Source organism: Shewanella donghaensis, assembly GCF_007567505.1.
In the GTDB taxonomy this organism is placed as follows: Bacteria; Pseudomonadota; Gammaproteobacteria; order Enterobacterales; family Shewanellaceae; genus Shewanella; species Shewanella donghaensis.
Genome location: NZ_CP041783.1, coordinates 3,173,111 through 3,199,185, shown reverse-complemented (window position 1 = coordinate 3,199,185; position 26,075 = coordinate 3,173,111). Strand labels below are relative to the sequence as shown.

At 39.9% G+C, this 26,075-nt stretch carries 23 protein-coding genes; 16 read left to right on the top strand and 7 right to left on the bottom strand.

Annotated features, from left to right (window positions below):
- The first annotated feature begins 113 nt into the window (after positions 1-113).
- Positions 114-1,019, top strand: a complete 906-nt coding sequence (gene glyQ / locus FPK91_RS13575; RefSeq protein ID WP_144211747.1) for a glycine--tRNA ligase subunit alpha — start codon at positions 114-116, stop codon at positions 1,017-1,019.
- Positions 1,020-1,030: 11 nt separating this feature from the next.
- Complete coding sequence (glyS, locus tag FPK91_RS13570) at positions 1,031-3,100, top strand: glycine--tRNA ligase subunit beta (protein WP_144211746.1); 2,070 nt, start codon at positions 1,031-1,033, stop codon at positions 3,098-3,100.
- 114 nt (positions 3,101-3,214) lie between these two features.
- Here the strand turns inward: glyS and FPK91_RS13565 are convergent, their stop codons facing one another.
- From FPK91_RS13565 to dnaA, 5 genes are all read right to left on the bottom strand, one after another.
- Positions 3,215-4,294, bottom strand: coding sequence for an HDOD domain-containing protein (locus tag FPK91_RS13565; protein ID WP_405127312.1), 1,080 nt, complete (start codon positions 4,292-4,294; stop codon positions 3,215-3,217).
- 115 nt (positions 4,295-4,409) lie between these two features.
- Positions 4,410-6,827: a DNA topoisomerase (ATP-hydrolyzing) subunit B gene (gene gyrB, locus FPK91_RS13560; RefSeq protein ID WP_144211745.1), complete on the bottom strand. Its 2,418-nt coding sequence runs from the start codon at positions 6,825-6,827 to the stop codon at positions 4,410-4,412.
- A 15-nt stretch (positions 6,828-6,842) separates the two neighbouring features.
- Positions 6,843-7,925, bottom strand: a complete 1,083-nt coding sequence (gene recF / locus FPK91_RS13555; RefSeq protein ID WP_144211744.1) for a DNA replication/repair protein RecF — start codon at positions 7,923-7,925, stop codon at positions 6,843-6,845.
- A 121-nt stretch (positions 7,926-8,046) separates the two neighbouring features.
- Positions 8,047-9,147 (bottom strand): DNA polymerase III subunit beta, encoded by a 1,101-nt coding sequence (dnaN, locus tag FPK91_RS13550; RefSeq protein ID WP_144211743.1) that lies wholly within the window; start codon positions 9,145-9,147, stop codon positions 8,047-8,049.
- A gap of 19 nt (positions 9,148-9,166) precedes the next feature.
- The gene (gene dnaA / locus FPK91_RS13545) at positions 9,167-10,555 is read right to left on the bottom strand and encodes a chromosomal replication initiator protein DnaA (protein WP_144211742.1); all 1,389 of its coding nucleotides are present in this window, start codon (positions 10,553-10,555) and stop codon (positions 9,167-9,169) included.
- Positions 10,556-11,003: 448 nt separating this feature from the next.
- Here dnaA and rpmH point away from each other — a divergent pair, with 448 nt between their 5' ends.
- The 6 genes from rpmH to FPK91_RS13515 all read left to right on the top strand — a co-directional run bounded on the left by rpmH (position 11,004) and on the right by FPK91_RS13515 (position 15,424).
- Positions 11,004-11,141, top strand: a complete 138-nt coding sequence (gene rpmH / locus FPK91_RS13540) for a 50S ribosomal protein L34 (RefSeq protein WP_101089165.1) — start codon at positions 11,004-11,006, stop codon at positions 11,139-11,141.
- A gap of 13 nt (positions 11,142-11,154) precedes the next feature.
- Positions 11,155-11,511: a ribonuclease P protein component gene (gene rnpA, locus FPK91_RS13535; protein ID WP_144211741.1), complete on the top strand. Its 357-nt coding sequence runs from the start codon at positions 11,155-11,157 to the stop codon at positions 11,509-11,511.
- Positions 11,478-11,732: a membrane protein insertion efficiency factor YidD gene (yidD, locus tag FPK91_RS13530; RefSeq protein ID WP_076541774.1), complete on the top strand. Its 255-nt coding sequence runs from the start codon at positions 11,478-11,480 to the stop codon at positions 11,730-11,732. The genes rnpA and yidD overlap by 34 nt, the downstream gene beginning before the upstream one ends.
- A gap of 3 nt (positions 11,733-11,735) precedes the next feature.
- Positions 11,736-13,364 (top strand): membrane protein insertase YidC, encoded by a 1,629-nt coding sequence (gene yidC, locus FPK91_RS13525; protein WP_144211740.1) that lies wholly within the window; start codon positions 11,736-11,738, stop codon positions 13,362-13,364.
- 81 nt (positions 13,365-13,445) lie between these two features.
- Entirely contained in the window at positions 13,446-14,804 is a 1,359-nt protein-coding gene (gene mnmE, locus FPK91_RS13520; protein ID WP_144211739.1) for a tRNA uridine-5-carboxymethylaminomethyl(34) synthesis GTPase MnmE, read from the top strand.
- An 8-nt stretch (positions 14,805-14,812) separates the two neighbouring features.
- A complete protein-coding gene (locus FPK91_RS13515) occupies positions 14,813-15,424 on the top strand; it encodes a 3'-5' exonuclease (RefSeq protein WP_144211738.1) in 612 nt (203 codons plus the stop codon).
- A gap of 36 nt (positions 15,425-15,460) precedes the next feature.
- On the opposite strand, the gene FPK91_RS13510 is transcribed toward FPK91_RS13515, so the two are convergent.
- Positions 15,461-16,330, bottom strand: coding sequence for a LysR substrate-binding domain-containing protein (locus tag FPK91_RS13510; RefSeq protein WP_144211737.1), 870 nt, complete (start codon positions 16,328-16,330; stop codon positions 15,461-15,463).
- A gap of 144 nt (positions 16,331-16,474) precedes the next feature.
- On the opposite strand from FPK91_RS13510, the gene FPK91_RS13505 reads away from it, so the two are divergent.
- On the top strand, positions 16,475-17,605 hold the full coding sequence (locus FPK91_RS13505) for an S-(hydroxymethyl)glutathione dehydrogenase/class III alcohol dehydrogenase (protein ID WP_144211736.1): 1,131 nt from the start codon (positions 16,475-16,477) through the stop codon (positions 17,603-17,605).
- A gap of 88 nt (positions 17,606-17,693) precedes the next feature.
- Positions 17,694-18,536, top strand: a complete 843-nt coding sequence (gene fghA / locus FPK91_RS13500; RefSeq protein ID WP_144211735.1) for an S-formylglutathione hydrolase — start codon at positions 17,694-17,696, stop codon at positions 18,534-18,536.
- Between the two features lie 105 nt (positions 18,537-18,641).
- Here the strand turns inward: fghA and FPK91_RS13495 are convergent, their stop codons facing one another.
- Positions 18,642-19,958 carry an alanine/glycine:cation symporter family protein gene (locus tag FPK91_RS13495; RefSeq protein WP_227006575.1) on the bottom strand — a complete coding sequence of 439 codons (1,317 nt, stop codon included), beginning with the start codon at positions 19,956-19,958 and terminating at the stop codon, positions 18,642-18,644.
- 180 nt (positions 19,959-20,138) lie between these two features.
- On the opposite strand from FPK91_RS13495, the gene mioC reads away from it, so the two are divergent.
- The 6 genes from mioC to FPK91_RS13465 all read left to right on the top strand — a co-directional run bounded on the left by mioC (position 20,139) and on the right by FPK91_RS13465 (position 26,070).
- Complete coding sequence (gene mioC / locus FPK91_RS13490) at positions 20,139-20,579, top strand: FMN-binding protein MioC (RefSeq protein WP_144211733.1); 441 nt, start codon at positions 20,139-20,141, stop codon at positions 20,577-20,579.
- A 489-nt stretch (positions 20,580-21,068) separates the two neighbouring features.
- Complete coding sequence (gene mnmG / locus FPK91_RS13485) at positions 21,069-22,958, top strand: tRNA uridine-5-carboxymethylaminomethyl(34) synthesis enzyme MnmG (RefSeq protein WP_144211732.1); 1,890 nt, start codon at positions 21,069-21,071, stop codon at positions 22,956-22,958.
- 121 nt (positions 22,959-23,079) lie between these two features.
- The gene (gene rsmG, locus FPK91_RS13480) at positions 23,080-23,703 is read left to right on the top strand and encodes a 16S rRNA (guanine(527)-N(7))-methyltransferase RsmG (RefSeq protein WP_144211731.1); all 624 of its coding nucleotides are present in this window, start codon (positions 23,080-23,082) and stop codon (positions 23,701-23,703) included.
- Between the two features lie 56 nt (positions 23,704-23,759).
- A complete protein-coding gene (locus tag FPK91_RS13475; RefSeq protein WP_144211730.1) occupies positions 23,760-24,542 on the top strand; it encodes a ParA family protein in 783 nt (260 codons plus the stop codon).
- A 22-nt stretch (positions 24,543-24,564) separates the two neighbouring features.
- Positions 24,565-25,461: a ParB/RepB/Spo0J family partition protein gene (locus FPK91_RS13470; protein WP_144211729.1), complete on the top strand. Its 897-nt coding sequence runs from the start codon at positions 24,565-24,567 to the stop codon at positions 25,459-25,461.
- A gap of 225 nt (positions 25,462-25,686) precedes the next feature.
- Positions 25,687-26,070, top strand: coding sequence for an ATP synthase subunit I (locus FPK91_RS13465; RefSeq protein WP_144211728.1), 384 nt, complete (start codon positions 25,687-25,689; stop codon positions 26,068-26,070).
- Positions 26,071-26,075 lie beyond the last annotated feature (5 nt).

The following is a 26,075-nucleotide window of genomic DNA, read 5'->3' as shown; positions in this document are numbered from 1 at the left end:
CAGTCCATTAAATTTTTTAATCTCTACGTTAAAAAATAACCTACATAAGCCTTTATCTACAAGGTATAATCAAAACAATTTTCCTATTTAGCCTAACCAGTAGATAAGCGGACATGACGACGAAACACGACGTAAAAACATTCCAGGGCTTTATTATGACCCTACAGGAATTCTGGGCGCAACAAGGTTGCGCAATAGTACAACCATTAGATATGGAAGTGGGTGCTGGTACATTCCACCCGATGACATTCTTGCGCTCATTAGGCCCAGAGCCAATGAGCAGTGCTTATGTTCAGCCATGTCGCCGCCCTACCGATGGCCGTTATGGTGAAAACCCTAACCGTCTTCAACATTACTACCAATTTCAAGTAGTGCTTAAGCCTTCTCCTAGCAACATTCAAGAGCTATACCTTGGTTCTTTAGAAGCACTAGGTGTCGACATGGGTGTTCATGATGTTCGCTTCGTAGAAGATAACTGGGAATCACCAACATTAGGTGCCTGGGGTCTTGGTTGGGAAGTCTGGTTAAACGGCATGGAAGTATCGCAATTTACTTACTTCCAACAAGTCGGTGGTATTGAGTGTAAACCCGTTACTGGTGAAATCACTTACGGCCTAGAACGTCTTGCAATGTACATTCAAGAAGTTGATAGCGTTTATGACCTAGTATGGACAGATGGTCCAATGGGTAAAGTGATGTATGGTGATATTTTTCATCAGAACGAAGTTGAGCAATCAACCTATAACTTTGAACACGCCAATGTAGAAGTACTATTCAAGCAGTTTGATGATTGTGAAGTCGCTTGTCAGCATTTACTTGGCCTTGAAAAGCCACTGCCTCTTCCTGCATACGAGCAAGTAATGAAAGCATCTCATGCCTTTAACTTACTTGATGCTCGCCACGCAATTTCGGTTACTGAACGTCAACGTTATATTTTACGTGTACGTACAATGGCTAAAGGCGTTGCAGAATCTTACTACCAAGCACGTGAAGCGCTTGGTTTCCCAATGTGTAAGTAGAGGTAATTATAATGAATGTTGAAAACTTACTCATTGAAGTGGGTACTGAAGAGTTACCACCAAAAGCATTACGTAAATTAGCTGAATCATTTTTAGCTAACTTCACTGAAGAGTTAACCAAAGCTGAGCTTGCCTTTGAAAAAGCAACTTGGTTTGCCGCGCCTCGTCGTCTTGCGATAAACATTGAGCAATTAGTTGTTGCGCAAGCTGACAAAGTCGTTGAAAAACGTGGCCCTGCTGTTGCACAAGCATTTGATGCTGATGGCAATGCAACGAAAGCAGCAATGGGCTGGGCTCGTGGTAATGGGATTACTGTGGAACAAGCAGAACGCTTGAAAACAGATAAAGGCGAATGGTTATTACATCAGGCTAAAGTGGTTGGTGTAGAAACTAAATCGCTGATTGCTGCCATGGCGCAAAAATCATTAGATAAGTTACCCATTCCAAAGCCAATGCGCTGGGGTAGTAACACCACACAATTTATCCGTCCAGTTCATACCGTCACCATGTTGTTAGGTGATGAGTTGGTTGAGGGTGAATTGTTAGGTATTAAATCTGCACGCACGATTCGTGGTCACCGCTTCATGGGCGTTGATACCTTTGAATTAGATCATGCCGACAATTACTTAACTGCACTTGAACAGCAAGGTAAAGTATTAGCCGATTACGATCGTCGTAAAGCGATTATCAAAACTAATGCTGAAGCTGCAGCAAAAGAAATTGGTGGTATTGCAGAACTTGAAGATGACTTACTTGAAGAAGTGACGTCTTTGGTTGAGTGGCCTGTCGTCTTAACTGCTAGTTTTGAAGAAAAATTTTTAGACGTACCTGCAGAAGCCTTGGTTTACACCATGAAAGGCGATCAAAAATACTTCCCTGTATTTGATAAAGCCGGCCAGTTGCTACCAAACTTTATCTTCGTCACTAATATCGAATCTAAAGATCCACAGCAGATTATTTCAGGTAACGAAAAAGTAGTGCGCCCTCGTTTAGCTGATGCTGAGTTCTTCTTTGAAACAGATAAGAAAGAGTCATTAGAAGCGCGCCTTGCGAGCTTAGAAACTGTTGTATTCCAAAAGCAATTAGGCACGATTAAACAACGTGTTGAACGTATCTCTACAATAGCCGGTTTTATTGCCACCAGCATTAATGCAAACAGTGAAGAAGCGAGCCGTGCAGGTTTACTTTCTAAGTCTGACTTAATGACCAATATGGTGATGGAATTTACAGATCTTCAAGGCACTATGGGTATGCACTATGCACGCTTAAATGGTGAAACTGAAGCGGTTGCCGTGGCCTTAGCTGAGCAATACAAACCTAAGTTCTCTGGCGATACAGTACCGACTGCACCAATATCAATCTGTGTTGCGTTAGCTGAAAAGCTTGATACCTTAGTGGGTATTTTTGGTATTGGCCAAGCACCAAAAGGCGCAGCTGATCCATTTGCACTACGTCGTGCTGCTATTGGTATTATACGTATCTGCTTAGAGAATAACTTACCATTAGACTTAGTTGATTTAATTGCTAAATCAAAAGAATTACACGGTGAAAACCTGACTAATGACAATGTGTCTGAGCAAGTGCTTGAATTCTTCATGGGTCGTTTCCGCTCTTGGTATCAAGATCAAGGCGTAAGCGTTGACGTTATTCTTGCAGTCCTTGCACGTAAGCCTACCGCACCTGCTGACTTTGAAAGCCGAATAAAAGCAGTGGCACACTTCAGAACGTTAGAACAAGCGTCAGCTTTAGCTGCAGCCAACAAGCGTGTATCTAATATTCTAGCGAAAGTTGAAGGCAAGATTGCCACCAGCATTGATGCAAGTTTATTGGTTGAGCCTGCAGAAAAAGATTTAGCTGATAAGTTAGCTGAACTGCAACCGCAACTTGCACCATTATTTGCTGCGGCAAACTACCAAGAAGCGTTAGCATTACTGGCGAATCTGCGTGAAAGCGTTGATGCCTTCTTTGAAGGTGTCATGGTTATGGCAGATGATGAAGCCCTTAAGAATAACCGCTTGGCATTACTAAATAGCCTGCGTGAGCAATTCTTACATGCTGCTGATATCTCACTACTACAATAATCGTTAACGCTATTATTAGTCGTAAAAAAACGCGCCTTAACATCTGTTAGGTGCGTTTTTTATTAGCTCAATTTTACACTGACAATGCTGAGTAACAGTGTTTAACACTAGAAATTAATAATTAATCAGCTGTTGATGGACAATATCAAACTCAGATTGATTAAGACCGACTTGTTGTAATAACTGGTTTAACTCATCATCTTTGAGTTTATTTTTTTGTTTCAACATAGAGCATTCACTAATGATATTTGCCCGCCATACAGCCAATGCCATAGCGTCAGTTGGACGATAATCAGAATTAGCTAATTGTGCTAGCTGAAACTCAAACTGCTCAGGTAATTGCCAATGCTTCGCTAATAGTGCACTGAGTCCCAATGACTTTGTGGTCATCACTTGTTTAAATAACCTTGAGCTTGGTTGCTCACCCGGTTCTGCTTTTTGAAAAGCATCGAGCAACATTTTAAAAATGGCTATTTTTCCAACATCATGAAGTAATCCCAGTAAAAATACCGTATCTACATCTTCTTCAGCTAAATCACTGGCAATAAAAGCGACTTGCATTGAATGACGCCAAATTTCAGCACCAAAACGTCTAAAATAAATAGGTTTGATATTAATCATTTCTTTTACTAAACAACTGCGCACAAATTGACGTAGTTGCCCTCGCCCTAATTGGACGATAGCTTGCTGTAAATTAGTAATATCTTTATCTGAACGTTTAAAAGCACTGGAATTGCAAAGTGTTAATACTTCAACACTCAATACTGGATCTTGTTCAATCAAGGCTAACAATTCTTTAGTATCAAAACTGTCCTGAGCAAGTTTATTATCTAGTTCTGAGATTCTTGTCGGCAGTTTTAATACCTTTTCTGCAATATCTTTTGGTGCACTAAAAGCCACTTCAATGTCAGTGAGTATACTGCGCTCAAGGTTGTTAGCCATTCCACCACTATCATGACTGCTGGCAGGGAAAAGTAAGCTATAAAACAGCGCAGACAAATCAATGCTTTCTGACAATTCAGGTAACTTTTCTGTAGTTTGACTTGGCTGGTTCACCTTTCTATCAGAAAAATTTGAAATACTTTTTGAAGACGATGTAATAAGCATAGATGTATTCGCATCCAGTGCTTTAGCAGCCTGTACTTCTTTAGCGGGTCTTACATTAAATATTTTATTAAATAGTTTCCTGAACACAACAACTTACCTATATTTCAGATAAACAAACATTATTAATCTTTGGCTAATTTAAAAAGCTATAAACAAAAATGGGCACCCTATTAAGGCGCCCATTTCATTGAAAAACGATTAACTATACGTCTAAGTTAGCAACGTTAAGTGCATTCGTTTCAATAAATTCACGACGAGGCTCAACTTGATCACCCATCAAACAAGTAAACAACTGATCAGCACCAACAGCATCATCAATCGTTACCTGTAACATACGACGAGTCTCAGGATCCATTGTAGTTTCCCACAATTGCTCAGGGTTCATTTCACCCAATCCTTTGTAGCGTTGAATGTACAAGCCGCGTTTTGCTTCAGTCATCATCCAATCAAGCGCTTCTAAGAAGGTATCTACTTCTTTCATACGCTCGCCACGTTTAACATAACCGCCTTCTTCAATCATGCCTTCTAACGCTGCGCCTAATTTACCAATACGATGGTAATCATTAGACTGGAAGAAATCATAACTGAATATATAGTTAGTATCGATACCGTGCTTACGAATCGTCAAGCTAGGAAGATATACCTGACGCTCAGGATCTAACATTGGTTCAATCTTATATATCACGCCGTCTTTTTCAATTTCGACAAGATCAGCGACAAATTCATCACACCACTGCTTCATCTGTGATTCATCAGCTAACATGTCATTGTTAACTTCTGGATGATAAAGCATACGATCGCAAATCACGCTTGGATAACGTTTAGTTAAGCGCTCGATAATGGCTTCAACTTCACGATACTGACTCACTAAACGTTCTAGTGGCTCACCTGTCATACCTGGCGCACCAACAGTAGGATAGACATGAGTACCATCGAGTGCTTGGGTGGTTAAATAATCCGTTAACGCAGGCTCATCTTTTAAGTACTGCTCTTGCTTACCTTTTTTAACTTTAAACAAAGGTGGCTGAGCAATATAGATATAACCGCGTTCAATCAACTCTGGCATTTGACGGAAGAAGAAGGTCAACAGCAGCGTACGAATGTGCGAGCCATCGACATCGGCATCGGTCATGATGATGATGTTATGGTAACGGGTTTTCTCAGGATCGTAATCTTCACGGCCAATACCACAACCTAATGCAGTAATCAGGGTGGCAACTTCTTGAGAAGACAACATTTTATCAAAACGTGCTTTTTCAACGTTTAGAATTTTACCTTTAAGCGGAAGAATAGCTTGGTTTTTACGGTTACGTCCCTGCTTGGCTGATCCGCCAGCAGAGTCCCCTTCCACTATGTATATTTCAGAAAGACCAGGGTCTTTCTCTTGGCAATCTGCAAGCTTACCTGGCAAACCACCTAAATCTAATGCGCCTTTACGACGAGTCATTTCACGGGCTTTCCGCGCCGCTTCACGAGCTCGTGCTGCATCTACAATCTTGCCAACAATTAATTTGGCATAAACAGGATTCTCAAGTAAGTAGTCATTTAACTGCTCACCCATTGTTTGTTCAACGGCACTTTTCACTTCACTCGACACTAACTTGTCTTTGGTTTGTGAACTGAACTTTGGATCCGGTACTTTAACAGAAATAACGGCAGTTAACCCTTCACGAGCATCGTCACCCGTAGCATTGGTTTTACCTTTCTTATTGTAGCCTTCGCGTTCCATGTAGTTATTCAGGTTACGCGTTAACGCACCACGGAAACCCGCTAAGTGAGTACCACCATCGCGCTGTGGGATGTTATTGGTAAAACAGAAAATCTTTTCTTGATAACCATCATTCCACTGCATTGCCACTTCAACAGTAATGCCATCTTCACGCTCTTGGGTAAAGTGGAAAACCTCTTTGTTCACAGGGGTTTTATTTAAGTTGAGGTAATCGACAAAAGCGCTGATGCCACCTTCGTATTTAAAGAATTCATCACGACCATCACGCTCATCAACTAAACGGATACCGACACCTGAGTTCAAGAATGATAATTCACGAACACGCTTAGCTAAGATGTCAAAGTGAAACAGCACATCGGTGAATGTTTCTGTACTTGGCCAGAAACGAATTGCTGTACCGGTCTTATCTGAGTCACCGACTGGTATAATAGGAGTATCTGGTACACCCATTGTATAGAACTGTTCATAAACTTTACCATTACGACGAATGGTCATCTGTAGTTTTTGAGATAATGCGTTTACAACAGAAACACCAACACCGTGTAAGCCACCCGATACTTTATAAGAGTTATCATCGAACTTACCACCAGCATGCAGTACCGTCATAATAACTTCAGCAGCTGATACGCCTTCTTCCTCATGCACTTCAACAGGAATACCACGACCATCATCTTGCACTGATACAGAACCATCAGAGTGGATGGTAATAGTAATGTCACTACAGTGGCCTGCTAAGGCTTCATCGATAGAGTTATCGACCACTTCGAATACCATGTGATGAAGACCTGTACCATCGTCTGTGTCACCGATGTACATCCCTGGTCTCTTACGAACAGCATCAAGGCCTTTTAAAACCTTAATACTCGAAGAATCATAACTATTCTCTGACATATTTCTCTCTCGTTTTTATTCAACTACCGTGACTTGTCCGTGTTCCACATGAAACATTTTACTTGGCGGACTAGCCAGCGAATCGACTATTGCAACAGGATCAATCGCTGTGACAAAAATTTGTGCACCGGTTTCGGTTAACTGTTTTAGTAATAGTTGCCTATGTTGAGCATCCAACTCAGATGGAAGATCATCCACAAGGTAAATACTATGCTTGTTTTGTTGTTTTTGAAGCAACTTACCCTGTGCAAGGCGTAGTGCACAGACTAATAATTTTAACTGTCCTCGGGATAAAGCATCTTGTACCGGTAAGCTACCAACCCGTAATCTTAAATCGGCTTTATGCGGTCCGCTACCTGTATTTCCTGATGCTAAATCTCGGTTATATTGAGCTTCTAAAAGCTCGGCAAAATCAGTTTTGCTATCCCAACCACGCGTAAAGGAAATTTTAATATCAACACGTGGTAAAAACTCTTCGATTATACCCTTAAGTAGCTCATTTAACGAGTCTACATATTGATTTCGTATCGAAGTCACTTGCTCAGCATAGCGCACCAATTCTTTATCCCAAAATTGTATATTGGAGTAAGGTGCACCATTTCTAAGAAGTTGATTTCTTTGCTTTAAAATCCTTCGAGTATTCACCCAAGCAGTATGAAATTGACTATCAGCATGAAAAGCGCCCCAGTCGATAAATTGCCTACGTGCTTTGGGTCCTTCAAATAACAAAGAAAAACTCTCAGGAGTGATAACTTGAATCGGTAACGTTTCAGCAAGTACCGATAATCGCTTCACATTATCGCCATCCAATTTAACATCAATGTCGCCATTTCGAAACCGTCTAAGACCTAATTTTGATTCACCTTTGGGGAGATTAAGCAGAGCAAACACAGTTAACTTATCTTGCTCTATATTTATCACTCGCTGAGATAGATGACTTCGAAAAGAGCGTCCCATGCCGAGAAAATAAATCGCTTCCAAAATACTGGTTTTACCGCTGCCATTTTCGCCATAAATCAAATTTAGACCACTACTGGGTTGTAATGTCGCAGACAAAATATTACGGAAATGTTCGATGTTGAGGCGGGTTAAACTCATGGAAGATAAACAGACCCTAATCAGGTAATAGTAAAACGAAAGAAGGTGCCTTAATGTAGCACCTTCTAGGTATAAAACGTCAAAGTTAAACTGAGTTTAATCAGTTTAAACCAATATCAACTTAAAGACGCATTGGCATAACAACGTACATTGAATCTTCTTCTGCATGATTTTCAATAAGTGCACTTGAATTACCATCAATTAAGGTAATTCTAACGTCATCGCTGCCGAGGTTGTTCAAAACATCTAACAGGTAGCTTACGTTAAAGCCAATCTCTAAATTTTCAGAATTATACTCAACATCGATAATCTCTTCCGCTTCTTCTTGTTCAGGGTTATTGGCAGTAATACGCAATAAACCTTGTTCGAGCTGAATACGAACGCCTCTGAATTTCTCGTTTGATAAAATCGAGGCGCGAGTTAACGCTTGCTTTAGTTGATTACGACTAGCAACAACAATTTTGTCACCGCCTTTTGGCAGAACGCGGCGATAATCAGGGAAACGGCCATCAACTAGCTTACTCGTAAATACCGCATTAGCTGTAATTGCACGAATGGCATTATCACCAATCGCAATTGAGATATCGCTATCTTCACTTTCAAGTAAGCGCGCCATTTCAACTACACCCTTACGTGGAACAATAACTTGCTTATCAGGTAATGTAGTTTCGATTTGGCGATGACTTAACGCTAAACGATGTCCATCAGTCGCAATAGCTTTTAACGTGTTACCTGTAGTTTCGAATAACAAACCGTTAAGGTAATAGCGTACGTCTTGGTTAGCCATTGAGAATTGAGTTGAGTCAATAATCGACTTTAAAGTGCCTTGTTTTAAGCTGAATTCAATTTCTGCTTGGAATGCTTCAACATTCGGATAATCAGACGCTGGCAAGGTGGCTAACGAAAAGCGACTACGTCCAGAACGCAGTAGCCACTTGTTATCTTGTTGCTCAATTTTAATTTCAACTTGCTCAGGAAGTGATTTTACAATATCTAATAACTTTTTAGCAGGAACAGTCGTACGACCAACTTCAACCTCACCTTGAATGGGAGCTTGACCAACAAGCTCAACCTCTAAATCCGTACCAGTGAGCTTAAGTGAGTCCTCACTAACTTCAACAAGTAGATTAGATAAAATAGGCAAGTTATGACGTCTTTCTACAGCGCCACACACCAATTGAAGTGGTTTTAATAGGGCATCCCTATCAATTGAAAATTTCATTCGTCTCAATTTCCCGATATTAAGAAGATAAAGTACGTATCAAGTTAGCATAATCTTCTTTAATGTCATGACTTTCTTCACGCAATTGTGCAATTCTTCTGCATGCATGTAATACGGTAGTATGATCACGACCACCAAATGCATCGCCAATTTCAGGCAAGCTATGATTGGTTAATTCTTTTGATAATGCCATTGCAACTTGACGAGGTCTAGCCACACTGCGCGAGCGACGCTTAGACAACATGTCAGCCATTTTTATTTTGTAATATTCAGCCACGGTTTTTTGGATATTATCAACAGTGACTAATTTTTCTTGTAAGGCTAATAAATCTCGTAATGCTTCACGAACAAAATCAATGGTAATTGGACGTCCGGTAAAGTTAGCATTCGCAATAACGCGATTTAATGCCCCTTCTAATTCACGTACATTCGAACGTAAACGTTTAGCAATAAAGAAAGCCACTTCATCAGGTAGGTTGATGCCACTTTCTTGTGCTTTACGCATCAAAATAGCCACACGGGTTTCAAGTTCTGGTGGCTCAATAGCCACTGTCAGACCCCAACCAAAGCGAGATTTCAATCTGTCTTCAACACCATCTATTTCTTTTGGATATTTATCCGACGTTAAGATGACTTGATGATTACCTTCTAATAACGCATTAAAGGTATGGAAGAATTCTTCTTGTGAGCGATCTTTATTGGCAAAGAATTGAATATCATCGATGAATAGAGCGTCAACACTACGGTAGTATCGCTTAAAATCTTCGATAGCATTATTTTGCAGGGCTTTAACCATATCCTGAACAAAGCGCTCAGAATGCATGTAAACCACTTTAGCATTAGGATTATTTTTGATAATCCCATTGCCGACAGCATGCAATAAATGCGTTTTACCTAAACCTGTGCCGCCATATAAAAATAATGGGTTATATGCCCCACCTGGATTTTCAGCCACTTGCAGAGCAGCCGCTTTACCCAATTGGTTTGATTTACCTTCAACAAAGTTATCAAATTGGTAAGTAGGATTAATATTACTGCGGTGATTAGCATGTTCAATTGGCTCAGCTTGAGTATTAAACGAGGTGCTTACACGCGCTTTAGTATGCGTAGCTTGTGGTTTTTTAATTTCAGCAATAATCGGTGCTGCAGGTTTAGGTGCAGACGGACGGCTACCAATATCAAAACGCAGCTTAGGGGCATCACCACCTAACTGTTCAGTAAAAAATTGATTAATGATATTGATGTACTTATCTCGAACCCAATCAAGCACAAAACGATTCGGCGCATAAAGTACCAAAGTATCACCATCCATTTCAGCCTGTAATGGACGGATCCACATACTGAATTGCTGCGCAGATAATTCATCTTGCAGTCTGCCGATACATTGTTGCCAAAGTGAAACCGCCACTTAATAATCCTTAAATATCGTTTGTTGAAGGAGGGGTATTCTATCGTTAGATCACTATGATCGCTATCGATAAAAAAAATTTTATCCCCAGCCTGATCATTCTATGTGGATATCTGTGATCTTTGAAGATCAAAAACGATCCATTAATTGTGAATAGTTCATAGATCCAGCTTTATTAACCGATCAAGATTGATCTATAATAGCCCCGCATTGATCTAGTAAAACAACCTTAGATCCACTACATATTGTGTTGGTACACAGAGTTATCCACATCCTGTTGTAGTTTTTTAAGGTACTAATCAAAGTAAATGTGCTAAAAATTGTGCATATAGTCATTTTCCTAGTTGACGGTAGTGATTAAAGTGATTACAATTCGGCCTCTTTTTTGCCCTTACCTCTAATTTTAGAATGTAAGGTTTATTAACTACTAAATATACGGATTGCCAAAATGAGTAAACGTACTTTTCAACCAAGCAACCTGAAGCGTAAGCGTTCTCACGGCTTCCGCGCACGTATGGCCACTGTAGGCGGCCGTAAAGTGATTGCACGTCGTCGTGCAAAAGGTCGCACTCGTTTATCTGCTTAAGTAGATATTCATAGTGACTAGCTATGCTTTTACGCGGGAGTTACGTTTGTTAACTCCCGCGCAATTTAAATCTGTTTTTTCAAATCCCATCAAAGCATCTTCTGCTGAAATAACTCTGCTTGCTATTCCTAACTCAGAGAAACATCCTCGTATTGGATTAACTGTCGCAAAACGTTTTGTAAAAAATGCTAGTGACCGAAATCGCATCAAGCGAGTGATAAGAACAAATTTTCGTTTACATCAGCATGATATTCCAGACATCGATATTGTTGTCTTGGTAAGAAATGGTGTTGTGGATATGGAAAATGCAGACTTACACAAGTTAATAGAGAAGTTATGGCGCAAACTCAGTCGCCGTTACAATGGTTAGCCACAAAGGCTATTCGTGGCTACCAACTCTTTATCAGCCCTATGCTGGGACCCCGCTGTAGATTCAATCCAACATGCTCATATTATGCAATTGATGCAATTAAAACGCACGGAACTGCGAAAGGTTGTTGGCTTGCAGCGAAACGCATACTAAAATGTCATCCTTTACATCCCGGCGGAAGTGATCCCGTCCCCCCTAAAAACGACAGGTGTAACAAATAGGCTATGGAATCTCAACGCAATTTAATGCTTATCGCTCTACTTTTTGTCAGCTTTTTGATGTGGCAAGCATGGCAAGACGATCAAGCTCCGCAACCAGTAGCGGCACAAACAACATCGCAGACTTCTAACGCTGCATCACCAATCGCAAGTGATGTACCTGATGCAGATGCAGGCATGCCTGTTCAATTACCGGCAACTCAAAATCTAATTTCAGTTAAAACTGATCAGCTAGATATTAAAATCGACCCAGTCGGTGGTGATATTGTTTATGCTGCATTGGTTGAACATAAAGTTGAAATTGACAGTACTGAGTCATTTGTTCTGTTAGAGCAAACGGGTTCATACAACTATATTTCACAAAGTGGCTTAATCGGACGTGATGGTATTGATAGCAGTACTCACGGACGTGCACATTTTTCTAGTGAATCTGAATCTTACGAATTAGCCGCTGGCCAAGATTCTTTATCTGTACCACTAAGCTATGTAGATGCTAATGGCGCAAGCTATACCAAAGTATTTACCTTCACACGTGGTCAATATGACGTAACTGTTGATTATAACGTAAACAACACCACTTCAGCGCCACTGCAAATGCAAATGTACGGACAGATTAAACAATCTGTACAAGAGTCTGAAAGCAGCATGATGATGCCGACTTACCGTGGTGCAGCATTCTCTACTGCTGATGTGCGTTATGAAAAGTATGACTTTGGTGATATTGCTAAAAGTAACCTAAATCAACAAACACTTGGTGGTTGGGCAGCTATGCTTCAACACTACTACGTGTCAGCTTGGGTTCCACCAGCAACAGATTCGAACACTATTTTCAGTAGTATGAGTACTGGTGGCCAAGCAAATATTGGTTTCCGTGGTGCTGTACATGATATTGCTCCAGGTACTCAACAAACCATTAGTGCGCAGTTCTTCGTTGGTCCTAAAGATCAAAAAGCATTATCTAGCATCTCTGAAACCTTAAACCTTGTGGTTGATTATGGTTTCCTTTGGTGGTTGGCAATCCCTATTTACAAGTTACTGATGTTCTTCCAGTCACTCGTCACTAACTGGGGTTTAGCAATTATCCTTATTACGCTAACCGTTCGTGGTATTTTATACCCACTAACTAAAGCGCAATACACTTCAATGGCTAAGATGCGTAACTTGCAGCCTAAACTTGCTGAACTGAAAGAACGTTTTGGTGATGACCGTCAGAAGATGGGTCAAGCAATGATGGAACTGTACAAGAAAGAAAAAGTTAACCCTATGGGTGGCTGTTTACCTATCTTGTTACAAATGCCAATCTTCATCGCATTATATTGGGTACTACTAGAAAGTTATGAATTGCGTCATGCGCCATTCATTTTATGGATTGACGATTTATCGGTTCAAGATCCTTACTACGTATTACCATTATTAATGGGTGTGTCTATGTGGTTAATGCAGAAAATGCAGCCAATGGCGCCAACGATGGATCCTATGCAAGTTAAGATGATGCAGTGGATGCCAGTTATCTTTACCGTGTTCTTCTTATGGTTCCCATCTGGACTGGTTCTTTACTGGTTAGTGGGTAACTTAGTCGCAATCACACAGCAGAAGATTATTTATGCCGGTTTAGAGAAAAAAGGCTTAAAATAAGTCAAAGCTCAAACTGATATAATCTAGAAAGGCGGCTTATTAGCCGCCTTTTCCTTTACTAATTTCAACAAGGTTTCCTCAATGACAGACACTATCGTGGCACAAGCAACCGCTCCGGGACGTGGCGGCGTAGGTATTATTCGTGTATCTGGTGATAAAGCATCTGATGTTGCTCACAGCATTTTAGGGCATTTACCTAAAACACGTTATGCAGACTACTGTGACTTTAAAAGTGAATCTGGTGAGGTTATTGACCAAGGTATTGCACTGTATTTTAAAGGCCCTAATTCTTTTACTGGCGAAGATGTATTAGAGCTTCAAGGCCATGGCGGACAAATCGTTCTTGATATGCTGATTAAGCGTGTAATGGAAGTTGATGGTATTCGCATTGCAAAACCTGGTGAGTTTAGTGAACAAGCCTTTTTAAATGACAAGCTTGATTTAACGCAAGCAGAAGCTATTGCAGACCTTATTGATGCTACCAGTGAACAAGCCGCTAAGAGCGCGCTAAACTCACTCCAAGGCGAGTTTTCTAATGAAGTACATCAGTTAGTAGAGCAAGTCACTAATCTGCGCTTATACGTTGAAGCAGCTATTGATTTCCCTGATGAAGAAGTGGACTTTTTATCCGACGGTAAAATTGCCAATTCACTGTATAAAATAATTGATAAATTAAATGTGGTTCAAGCTAGCGCTAAGCAAGGTTCAATTATTCGTGAAGGTATGAAAGTGGTGATTGCTGGCCGTCCAAATGCCGGTAAATCGAGCTTACTGAATGCGTTAGCAGGTAAAGAATCCGCTATTGTGACTGAAATTGCAGGTACCACACGCGATGTACTACGTGAACATATTCACCTTGATGGTATGCCACTGCATATTATTGATACCGCAGGCCTGCGTGATACCGCCGATACTGTTGAGAAAATAGGTATTGAACGCGCCTGGGAAGAAATAGCCTCTGCCGACAGAGTATTATTTATGGTTGATGGCACCACAACAACCGATGTAAATCCTCACGATATTTGGCCTGATTTCATTGACCGTTTACCGAAAAAACTTGGTGTCACGGTTATTCGTAACAAAGCCGACTTAACCGGTGAGCCAGTAATGACCACCGATGAACATGGATACAGCGTTTATCGCATATCAGCTAAAACCGGATTAGGCATTGAAGAGCTTAAACAGCATCTTAAATCACTTATGGGTTATCAAAGTAATCTTGAAGGTGGATTTATTGCCCGCCGACGTCATTTAGAAGCCTTAGATTTAGCATCAAGTCACCTGCAGTTAGGTAAAGAACAATTAGAAGTTTACTTAGCCGGTGAACTTTTAGCTGAAGAATTACGTATGTGCCAAATGGCGTTATCTGAAATTACCGGTAAGTTCACCTCAGATGATCTACTGGGTAAAATCTTTAGTTCATTCTGTATTGGTAAATAGGATCATTCATGACATTGGCAAATAAAGTCATCGTTCTCGATTTTGAAACCACGGGTTTATCACCTAATAATGCTGATCGCGCCATTGAAATTGGCGCAGTTAAACTGATTGATGGTGAGATCGTCGATAGCTTTCAAGAATTAATGAATCCTGGCCGTTCGGTTAATAGTTTCATTGAAAACTATACCGGTATTACCAATGCGATGCTCAAGGATGCTGATTCTTGTGAATCTGTCATGACCCGCTTTGCCGCGTTCATAGGTGACTTTAATTTAGTCGCCCATAACGCCAGCTTTGATAAAAAGTTTTTAGACGCCGAATTCGATAACTGTCAGCAACAGTATTCAGGTCAATTTGCCTGTTCATTGCTACTGTCGCGCCGCATTAGCCAAGATGCCCCTAATCATAAGCTGGGCACCTTAGTTAATTATCATCAGTTACCTAATGACGGCGTATTTCACCGCGCATTAGCCGATGCGACGATGACAGCACATTTATGGAACTATCAATTGGAATTGTTGCAACAACAATTACCAGATAGAGCGATTACTTTTGAATTGATCAACGAAATATCTAAACGACCAAAAGCACAAGTCAGTCGCTATCTGCAGTCTTTATAACGATAAAAAATCATCATTAAAACGTAAGTAAACCGGCTAAGGTAATTCTGCAGCCAGTTTATCAACCAGTAATCTTACTTTAGGTGATAAATGCCTATTGTGAGGATACAAAGCCCAAATTCCTTCTTGTTGCTGCTTATAAGATTCGAGAATAACCGATAACCTCCCTTCACTAATAGCATCAGCCACGTAATAACCCGGTAGTTGAACAATCCCCAATCCTTTAATCGCGGCATTAAGTAAACTAATGCCGCTACTGCACTGCAAATTTCCCTGCACTTTAATACTTCTTTGCTTACCGCCTTCGTTAAAATGCCAATGAGGTTGTGATCCAACTAAACAATTATGCTGACTTAGCTCTGATAATGAATACGGCGCGCCAAAACGATTAATATAGTCAGGAGCAGCACAAACAAATTGCTCGCGGCTAGTTAAGCGTTTAGCCATCATGCTCGAATCAGGTAAATGGCCTAATCGAATAGCCAAATCATAACCACCATCAACAAGATCTAACTGGCTGTTAGTTAACTCACAAATAACTTCCACATCGGGATATTGCTGCATATAGTCAGTGACAATTGGCATAATAAATGACTCACCATAAGTCACTGGTGTAGTTAATTTGATTAATCCTTGCGGTTTGTTCTGCAAACTACTAATTGCACGTTCAGCTTCTTCAAGACCATCAATTACTTGTCTACAATGACGATAGAATATTTGCCCTTCTTCGGTTAACGAAACTTTTCGAGTGGTGCGATAAAAAAGCTTAGTGGTTAACCTATTTTCTATTTGGCTAATTTGGCGACTCACTTGGGCGGTTGAAATAGATAAACGCTTACCTGCAGCCGTGAAGCTATCGGTTTCAGCCACCGCAACAAACTCATAAACCCCTTCCCACGGTAACATTGTTACTGCCTCGTAAAAGTAAATTGTATTTATAGCCTATTATCAACTGACAGAAAATAAATACAATAGACTTATCATCTACACTGTATGACCTACACTATGTAGATCCAAATATTTATGGTTAACGCTAAAAGGACAAATACGATGTCAGCACAATATATAAAATCTAAAGCCGCTATTGCATGGGGACCAGGACAGCCATTATCTGTTGAAGAAGTTGATGTAATGTACCCGAAAGCGGGTGAAGTAATGGTTAAAATTATTGCTTCTGGTGTTTGTCACACTGATGCGTTTACCTTATCCGGTGATGATCCAGAGGGTCTTTTCCCTGTTATTTTAGGACATGAAGGTGGCGGTATAGTAGAAATGATTGGTGAGGGTGTTACCAGTGTTCAAGTTGGTGACCACGTCATTCCGCTATACACTGCCGAGTGTGGAAAATGTAAGTTCTGTACCTCTGGAAAAACCAATCTATGTAGCGCAGTACGTGAAACCCAAGGTAAAGGTTTAATGCCAGACGGTACTACCCGTTTTTATAAAGATGGCCAACCAATTTTCCACTATATGGGCTGTTCAACATTCTCAGAATATACCGTGCTTCCAGAAATTTCTTTAGCAAAAGTGAACCCTGAAGCCCCACTTGAAGAAGTATGCCTATTAGGTTGTGGTGTTACTACCGGTATGGGCGCCGTATTTAATACTGCTAAAGTTCAAAAAGGCGATACTGTTGCTATTTTCGGACTAGGTGGCATTGGTTTATCAGCCATTATTGGTGCAACCATGGCTGGAGCAAGTCGTATTATTGGTGTTGATTTAAACGAGTCAAAATTTGAATTAGCCACCAAACTGGGTGCGACTGATTGTATCAATCCCAAAAATTATGACAAACCAATTCAAGATGTGATTGTTGAAATGACCGATGGCGGTGTAGATTTCTCGTTTGAATGTATTGGTAATGTCAATGTCATGCGCAGCGCGTTAGAGTGTTGTCATAAAGGTTGGGGCGAATCAGTTGTTATTGGCGTTGCCGGTGCAGGCCAAGAAATTTCAACCCGTCCATTCCAACTGGTTACAGGTCGAGTTTGGAGAGGTAGTGCATTTGGTGGTGTTAAAGGGCGTAGTCAATTACCAGGTATTGTTGAGCAATACTTAAATGGCGAATTTAAACTAGACCATTTCATTACCCACACCATGGGTCTTGAAGGAATCAATGATGCTTTTGACCTAATGCATAGCGGTGAAAGTATCCGTTCTGTCATTCATTTCGATAAGTAACTTTTACTGTAATAACTTCTTGTGATAGTTAGGCTAAATTTAATGCTCTTATCATTGATAAGAGCATTTTTAAATAAGTGATTAAGCAATGACTTTAGAAAATGTTAGTAGTAATAAAGTATTTGGAGGCTGGTTAAAACAATATAGCCATCATTCAGATACGGTAAATTGCCAAATGCGTTTTGCTATTTACCTGCCACCTCAAGCGGCTTTGAAAAAAGTGCCCGTTTTATATTGGTTATCAGGCTTAACTTGTACCGATGAAAACGTCATGCAAAAATCGGGGATTCAGCGAATTGCTGCAGAGTTAGGTATTGCTATTGTCGCCCCGGATACCAGTCCACGTGGTGAGAATGTCGCTGATGATGAATCAGCAGCCTATGATTTTGGATTAGGAGCAGGGTTTTATCTCAATGCTACTCGAGCGCCTTTTAATACTCATTACCAAATGTATGATTATGTGGTGAAAGAACTGCCTGCATTGATAGAACAACACTTTCCTGTCAGCACAATGCGCAGTATTAGTGGTCACTCTATGGGTGGACATGGCGCTATTTCTATTGGCCTTAAAAATCCACAACGTTATCAATCTATATCAGCATTTAGTCCAATTTGTAATCCAATCAATTGTGCATGGGGCCAAAAAGCCTTTAATGGCTATTTAGGGCCAGATCAAAAGACTTGGGCAGAATACGATAGCAGTGAATTAATGAAAAAATCGACGGTTAAGCTCCCTATGCTGGTGGATCAAGGTACTGAAGATAATTTCTTAATTGAACAACTAAAGCCTGATACTTTAGTTGATGCAGCAAAAGCTCAACAGTACCCTCTGACATTGCGAATGCAAGAAGGCTATGATCATAGTTACTTCTTTATTGGTAGCTTTATAGAAGATCATCTTCGTTTTCATGCAAAGTACTTGATAAAGTAACGCATAAAATAAGTAACTTTATATTATGTACGTACATAAAAATGGAGTGAATTATCACTCCATTTTTGATCATTAATAAATAATATATTTAAGAAATAACGAAAATTATGAATGATTTTTCGCCAATTTTGCAAAGTACTTCTTAGAAGCCTCTCTGACTTTAGGGGCTAATAAAATAGCAGAGGTCATGGTTGGAATCGCCATTAAGGCATAAGCAGCATCAATAATATTAACGATTTCTTGAATAGTTGCTGTTGCAGCAAATAATATCGCGAGTAAGAAAAAGAATTGATATAAACGTAATCTTTTACGGCCAAACAAAAATGCAAAACATTGCCCACCATAAAAAGCTTGAGTAAAAATAGTACTAATACTGAAAAACACCACACAAACAATCAGTAAATAAGGACCAACTCCAGGCATAGTCACTTCAAACGCTTGAGCTGATAAGTTCACACCTTGAGCTTCGCCGCCTTGCCAAACACCCGATATTAAAATGATCATAGCTGTTGCGGTGCACACAATTAATGTATCAATAGCAGGCCCGAGCATGGCGACTAATCCTTCTTTTACAGGTTCGTTAGTTTTAGCACTACCGTGAGCCATCACTTCGGTACCAATACCCGCTTCATTCGAAAAAGCCGCCCGCCTGATACCAATCAACATAGTCCCTAATATGCCCCCACCAACAGAATTCAGTGAAAATGCTTCAGTTATGATCAACTTAAAATAGCCTGGTATATCGCCAATATTGGCAGCTATGACATAAAATGCGCAGCTCATATAAATCAAAATCATCAAGGGTACGACTTTAGAAGCAACAGAGGCGATGCGTTTAATGCCCCCTAATATGACACTAGCAACAATCAGCATCACCACAATACCCAATGACAAATCGACCCAAAATGTCGATTGATCACTGGGGAAATAACCCGGTTTTACAATTAACCATTCACGAATAATCTGTACCAATTGATTCGAATTAAATAATGGGAAATTACCAACCAGTCCCACAACACAAAAAAAGACCGCTAGAAAATGCCATTTTTTACTCAACCCTTGGGTAATAATGTACATAGGACCACCCTGTACATCACCATTTTCGTCTTTACCCCTGTACATTATAGCTAATGTACAGGTAAAGAATTTAGTCGCCATACCAACAATAGCACTGATCCACATCCAAAAAATGGCACCTGGACCACCCACCATAATAGCAACAGCAACACTACCTATATTGCCCATTCCCACAGTGCCAGCCATTGCACTGGATAATGCACCAGCATGACTAATATGGCCCTCCGCGCCTTCGTCGGGGTGTTTTCCACGGACAATATTAATGGCATGGCCTATATAACGAAAAGGAATAAAACGAGAGTAAATGAGAAAGAATAAACCGCCACCGACCAGTAAAACCAGCATGTGAGGACCCCATGCTAAATCCGCCATTTGAGCTGTAATTGAAACAAGAGACATAATAAAAGTTAATTTTTTGTTAATTGTTATTACCGAAAATACGGACAAAAACCGCTTTGTGCAATGCTAAATAAGCGTAAACTACACCTATTAGTAGCGATCAATTGCAATAATTTAGGATAAAACATGGCAAAAATAGATATTTTAGTCGGTACAACTCAGGGAGGAACTGAGTATGTGGCAGATGATATGGCAGCCCAGCTCAATGAAATAGGTCACGAATCAGTGGTTCATTTAAGTCCAAACTTAGATGATCTTGACCATAAATCCCTATGGATAATTGTCTGTTCAACACATGGCGCAGGTGATCTCCCAGACAATTTAGCGCCCTTTTATCAGCAATTATTGGCCAAAAGTGAGGATCTAAACGATCTAAAATATGCCTTATGTGCAATTGGTGACTCAAGTTACGATACTTTTTGTCTTGGACCTGAAAAATTAATTTCCAGACTCGATCAACTCAATGCAAAAGCGATTGTGAATAAGATCCAAATTGATGTTCAAAAGGATCCTGTACCAGAAGATCCAGCACTAGCTTGGCTTTCACAATGGCAAATTACGATTTAGATCATAATAAAAGATGATCTTTAGTTAATATCTTCAATTATACTCACAGTAACCACCTATCTTATCCACAATAAGTAAAACACGATCATAACTTTGTGGATAAGCTATTATTTTCACAGATCATAACTTTGTACAGATCATAAGGTGATCTGGTCAAAAATTACCCCTGTGGATAAGTAGCCGATCTATCCCCAAGTTATATTGAGTTTGATCCATAATAGATCACAGGTTAGTTTGTTCGTTAACTACTGAAATAAAACAATTAAATGGGTTACCCACAGAAAAGTGCGATCCTAATAGTAATAGTAATAAAAAGATCTATTTAAAGATCTTAAGATCTATTAAGCGAAGCGCCTCTGATCAAAATGAGAAAATTGATCATTCCCGAAAAGCAAACCAAGTGCTAAAATACTCGGCTCAAGCAAGCCCTAGATTTAAAATCTAGTTTTAATTAGCAAAATCGAATTTACTTTTATCCAAGGTTACAAAATGCATTTTCATGAACGGTTTGATGTAATTGTTGTTGGTGGTGGTCATGCCGGAACTGAAGCCGCCCTCGCAGCGGCAAGAATGGGCTCAAAAACATTATTGTTAACACATAACATTGATACTTTAGGTCAAATGTCATGTAACCCAGCAATTGGTGGTATTGGTAAAGGCCATTTAGTGAAAGAAATTGATGCCCTTGGCGGTGCAATGGCCACAGCCACAGATTTTGCAGGTATTCAATTTAGAACATTAAATTCAAGTAAGGGGCCAGCAGTTCGTGCAACACGAGCACAAGCTGACAGAGCGCTTTATCGACAAAAAATACAACAAATTTTGCAACACCAACCCAATTTACGTATTTTTCAACAAGCCGTAGATGACTTAGTTGTTGAAAATAATAGAGTTCTTGGTGTAGTCACACAAATGGGTCTAGCGTTTGAAGCGCCAAGTGTTGTATTGACAACAGGAACTTTCCTTAGCGGAAAAATTCATATTGGTTTAGAAAATTACAGCGGTGGTCGAGCAGGTGATCCACCAGCAATTGCCCTTGCTAATCGCTTAAAAGAATTGCCTATTCGTGTTGGTCGTTTGAAAACAGGTACCCCACCAAGAATAGATGCTAATACCATTGATTTTTCAAAGATGGTTGAGCAAAAAGGTGACACGCCATTACCAGTTATGTCGTTTATTGGGAATGTAGATCAACACCCTGAGCAGGTTTCTTGTTACATCACTCATACCAATGAACGCACCCACGATATTATTCGTGGAGGACTTGATCGCAGTCCTATGTATTCTGGTGTGATCGAAGGCATCGGACCACGCTATTGTCCATCGATCGAAGATAAAATAAATCGCTTTGCAGATAAAAGTTCTCATCAGATCTTTATTGAACCTGAAGGATTAACAACCAATGAGATCTATCCAAATGGTATTTCAACAAGCTTGCCATTTGATGTGCAGTTAAACTTGGTTCGATCAATCGAAGGCATGGAGAATGCTGAAATAATTCGACCTGGTTATGCCATTGAATATGATTACTTTGATCCAAGAGATCTGAAAAACTCTTTAGAGACCAAGAATATTGATGGTTTGTTCTTTGCTGGACAAATTAACGGTACTACAGGTTATGAAGAAGCAGGTGCTCAAGGTTTACTTGCTGGCATGAATGCTTCATTGCAAGTTCAAGGCAAAGAAACATGGTGCCCACGACGTGATCAAGCATATCTAGGCGTTCTCGTTGATGATTTATCAACATTAGGTACTAAAGAACCATACCGAATGTTCACTAGCCGTGCCGAATATCGTTTACTTTTACGCGAAGATAATGCTGATTTACGTCTTACTGAAAAAGGTCGCGAGCTTGGTTTAGTTGATGACAAACGTTGGGCATTGTTTAGTGAAAAAAGAGAAGCTATCGAAACAGAGCTTCAGCGTTTACGTGGTCAGTGGGTTCATAAAAACTCACCGCTACTTGATGTGCTTAATCCTGAATTAAATAGCCCTATTTCACGTGAAGCTTCATTTGAAGATCTATTACGTCGACCCGAAATGGATTACAAAAAGTTGATGGGCTTAGAAGGTTTTGGACCTGGAATAGAAGATCCACGTGCTGCAGAGCAAGTCCAAATTCAAGTTAAGTATTCTGGTTATATCCAAAGACAGCAAGATGAAATTGATAAAGCGGTTCGTCACGAAACGACGATGTTGCCATTAGATCTTGATTATCAGGAAGTACCAGGCCTTTCAAATGAAGTGATTGCTAAGATGAATGAGCATAAGCCTGAGACCATTGGTCAAGCTTCTAGAATCTCAGGAATGACGCCAGCTGCGATCTCTATTTTACTTGTTCACCTTAAAAAGCGTGGTTTATTGCGTAAAAGCGCATAAATCCCAGTAAAAAGTCTGCTTTTGACCAATAAGGGAAGCCACAAAGCTTCCCTTAGTCATTTTCGCCATTCATAATACCCGATGATTCTATTATTCCCTTTGCTTTTCGAGGTCATTCAGCGTGCTAGCAACTCAACTTAAAACCTATTTAGCTGAAACAAATATTTCAGCCACTGAGACACAGCAAAAACAACTTATTGATTTTGTGGCCATGCTGAATAAATGGAATAAAGCGTATAACCTGACTTCAGTGAGAGATCCTGAACAGATGTTAATCCGTCATGTTATGGACAGTTTGGTGGTTTCTCCTTATCTTAAGGGACAACTATTTATTGATGTTGGCACTGGACCTGGATTACCGGGTATTCCATTAGCTATTTTAAATCCTGATAAAGAATTTGTATTACTTGATAGTTTAGGGAAACGGATCCGTTTTCAAAAACAAGTTCAGTTTGAATTAAAAATTAATAATATAACTTCGATTGAGAGCCGTGTTGAGGCTTATGAACCTGAGCAAAAGTTTGATGGTGTTATAAGCCGTGCTTTTGCTTCAATTGAAGATATGCTCGGTTGGTGTCATCACTTACCGGCAGAAAATGGTGTTTTTTATGCACTTAAAGGTCAACTAGGTGAAAATGAGCTCGCCACGATTCCAACAGGTTTCGAAATAGCAGAAACGATAGTGCTTAATGTGCCAAAGTTAGATGAGCAAAGACATCTATTAAAGCTGGTTAATATTAAATAACCATTGCGATTAATAAATATTATCGGACATCGTAAAACAGTTATTAGGGTGAACTTGTGGGTAAAGTAATTGCCGTTGCCAATCAAAAAGGCGGCGTAGGAAAAACAACAACTTGTGTAAATTTAGCAGCATCACTTGCAGCAACTAAGCGCAAAGTGTTGTTAATCGATCTTGATCCACAAGGTAATGCCACCATGGGTAGTGGTGTCGATAAATATGAAGTTGAAAATACCGCATATGAATTATTGGTTGATGAAAAACCTTTTGAAGAAATTGTCATAAGAGATACCACTGGTAAATATGATCTAATCGCTGGTAATGGTGACGTTACTGCCGCAGAAATCAAACTTATGGAATTTTATGCGCGAGAAATTCGCCTTAAAAATGCCATTGCCGCAGTGAAAGATGATTACGATTATATTTTCATTGATTGTCCACCATCATTAAATATGTTGACGGTTAACGCCATGTCAGCAGCAGATTCGGTGTTAGTACCAATGCAATGTGAGTATTACGCATTGGAAGGACTGACAGCGTTAATTGATACCATTACCAAGCTAGGTGCGATGGTTAACCCTACGCTAAGTATCGAAGGGATCTTACGCACTATGTACGATCCAAGAAATCGATTATCAAATGATGTGTCAGATCAATTAAAACAGCATTTTGGTGAAAAAGTTTACCGTACGGTTATTCCAAGAAATATCCGTCTCGCGGAAGCACCAAGTTTTGGTGCTCCAGCCATGTATTACGATAAATCAAGTGCGGGTGCCAAAGCCTATTTAGCCCTTGCCGGTGAAATAATTCGCCGTGCAGAGCAGCAAACAGAATCTAAGTAAGTTTTAAGTGTAAGGGAATAAAATGACGTTAAAGAAACGCGGTTTAGGTAAAGGCTTGGATGCATTATTAAGTAACAGCAGTGCAGCGAGTCGCAAGGCTGAACTTACACAAGCAGAAACTGAAGTAACACCAAAGCAAACAGCTGAAGATGGCTTATTGATGCTTGATTTAGATTTACTGCAGTCTGGCAAATACCAACCACGTAAAGATATGTCACCTGAAGCACTCGATGAGCTAGCTGAATCAATTCGTTCACAAGGCGTTATTCAGCCAATCGTTGTTCGTAAGGTTGATGATGTTAAGTATGAGATTATTGCCGGTGAGCGTCGTTGGAGAGCTTCTCAAATAGCGCAATTAGACAAAGTCCCTTGTATTGTTAAGCAAGTACCAGATGAAGCCGCTGTCGCCATTGCATTGATTGAGAATATTCAGCGTGAAGACTTAAATGCCATGGAAGAAGCCATTGCATTACAACGTTTATTGGAAGAATTTGAATTAACTCACCAGCAAACCGCAGATGCAGTCGGAAAATCTAGAGCATCTGTGTCTAACTTATTACGATTAAATAGTTTAAATGAACCTGTTAAACGTTTATTAGAGAATGGTGATATCGACATGGGTCATGCCAGAGCCTTGCTTGCAATTGAGGGTGAAGAGCAAACTAATTTGGCTAGATTAGTAGCTTCTAAAGAAATGACAGTTCGTGAAACGGAACGATTAGTAAATAAAGCATTAAATCCAGTTAAAGAGCCTGAAAAACAATATAAAGATCATGATGTTAGTCGTTTAGAACAACAGCTAATTGAAAAGTTAGGGGCTAAAGTTGCTATTAATCATGGTGCTAAAGGTAAAGGTAAGATTGTAATAAACTATCAAGATCTTGCTGAATTAGATGGAATTCTAAGTAAAATACATTAATTTCCTCAACAAACTCATTTCAAAGGTAACTTAGTAACAAGGCGTAATTTTAACTTTTAAATAATTTAACGTTAATTATCGCCTTATATCACTGTTTACCTCCTCTCAAAGTTGCAAACAAGGTGTGAAAAGGTATACTTTGCATGCTTTTTTTTACCAGCTGATTTATTAATGAACAGATTAATATATTAGGTAAAAGTAAAGTGTCAATGCGGAGATAAAAAATTGAGTAAGGTTTTAGCGCGTCGTGGCCGATGGTCAGCCTATAGAATAGTTTTACTGCAGGCGGCGATAGCTGGGGGAACTTCAATTTTCTTTTTCGCTTTTTGGGGAGCTCAGTATGGATTTTCTGCTTTGGTAGGAGGTCTTATTGCTGTACTCCCTAATTTTGTATTCGCAACCCTAGCTTTCTCTCATGCGGGAGCTAAAGCATCAGGAAAAGTCGTTTGGTCGTTTTTCTTGGGGGAAGCGGTAAAGTTGCTGCTAACCATTGTGTTATTCGCTTGTGCATTTGGACTACTGAAAACGCCATTTATGCCGTTATTCAGCAGTTATTTGTTGGCATTATTAATACCTTGGACGGCCCCTTTATACTTCAAGCAAAATTAAGTGAG

Excerpts from the sequence above, each read along its gene's own strand:
- mnmG (WP_144211732.1), top strand. The coding sequence starts at position 21,069 with ATGCATTTTCATGAACGGTTTGATGTAATTGTTGTTGGTGGTGGTCAT.
- FPK91_RS13510 (WP_144211737.1), bottom strand. The coding sequence starts at position 16,330 with ATGTTACCGTGGGAAGGGGTTTATGAGTTTGTTGCGGTGGCTGAAACC.
- glyS (WP_144211746.1), top strand. The coding sequence starts at position 1,031 with ATGAATGTTGAAAACTTACTCATTGAAGTGGGTACTGAAGAGTTACCA.
- FPK91_RS13515 (WP_144211738.1), top strand. The coding sequence starts at position 14,813 with ATGACATTGGCAAATAAAGTCATCGTTCTCGATTTTGAAACCACGGGT.
- mioC (WP_144211733.1), top strand. The coding sequence starts at position 20,139 with ATGGCAAAAATAGATATTTTAGTCGGTACAACTCAGGGAGGAACTGAG.
- glyQ (WP_144211747.1), top strand. The coding sequence starts at position 114 with ATGACGACGAAACACGACGTAAAAACATTCCAGGGCTTTATTATGACC.
- dnaN (WP_144211743.1), bottom strand. The coding sequence starts at position 9,147 with ATGAAATTTTCAATTGATAGGGATGCCCTATTAAAACCACTTCAATTG.
- FPK91_RS13495 (WP_227006575.1), bottom strand. The coding sequence starts at position 19,958 with ATGCTGGTTTTACTGGTCGGTGGCGGTTTATTCTTTCTCATTTACTCT.
- FPK91_RS13505 (WP_144211736.1), top strand. The coding sequence starts at position 16,475 with ATGTCAGCACAATATATAAAATCTAAAGCCGCTATTGCATGGGGACCA.
- yidC (WP_144211740.1), top strand. The coding sequence starts at position 11,736 with ATGGAATCTCAACGCAATTTAATGCTTATCGCTCTACTTTTTGTCAGC.
- rpmH (WP_101089165.1), top strand. The coding sequence starts at position 11,004 with ATGAGTAAACGTACTTTTCAACCAAGCAACCTGAAGCGTAAGCGTTCT.
- fghA (WP_144211735.1), top strand. The coding sequence starts at position 17,694 with ATGACTTTAGAAAATGTTAGTAGTAATAAAGTATTTGGAGGCTGGTTA.
- recF (WP_144211744.1), bottom strand. The coding sequence starts at position 7,925 with ATGAGTTTAACCCGCCTCAACATCGAACATTTCCGTAATATTTTGTCT.
- yidD (WP_076541774.1), top strand. The coding sequence starts at position 11,478 with ATGGCGCAAACTCAGTCGCCGTTACAATGGTTAGCCACAAAGGCTATT.
- gyrB (WP_144211745.1), bottom strand. The coding sequence starts at position 6,827 with ATGTCAGAGAATAGTTATGATTCTTCGAGTATTAAGGTTTTAAAAGGC.
- FPK91_RS13470 (WP_144211729.1), top strand. The coding sequence starts at position 24,565 with ATGACGTTAAAGAAACGCGGTTTAGGTAAAGGCTTGGATGCATTATTA.
- mnmE (WP_144211739.1), top strand. The coding sequence starts at position 13,446 with ATGACAGACACTATCGTGGCACAAGCAACCGCTCCGGGACGTGGCGGC.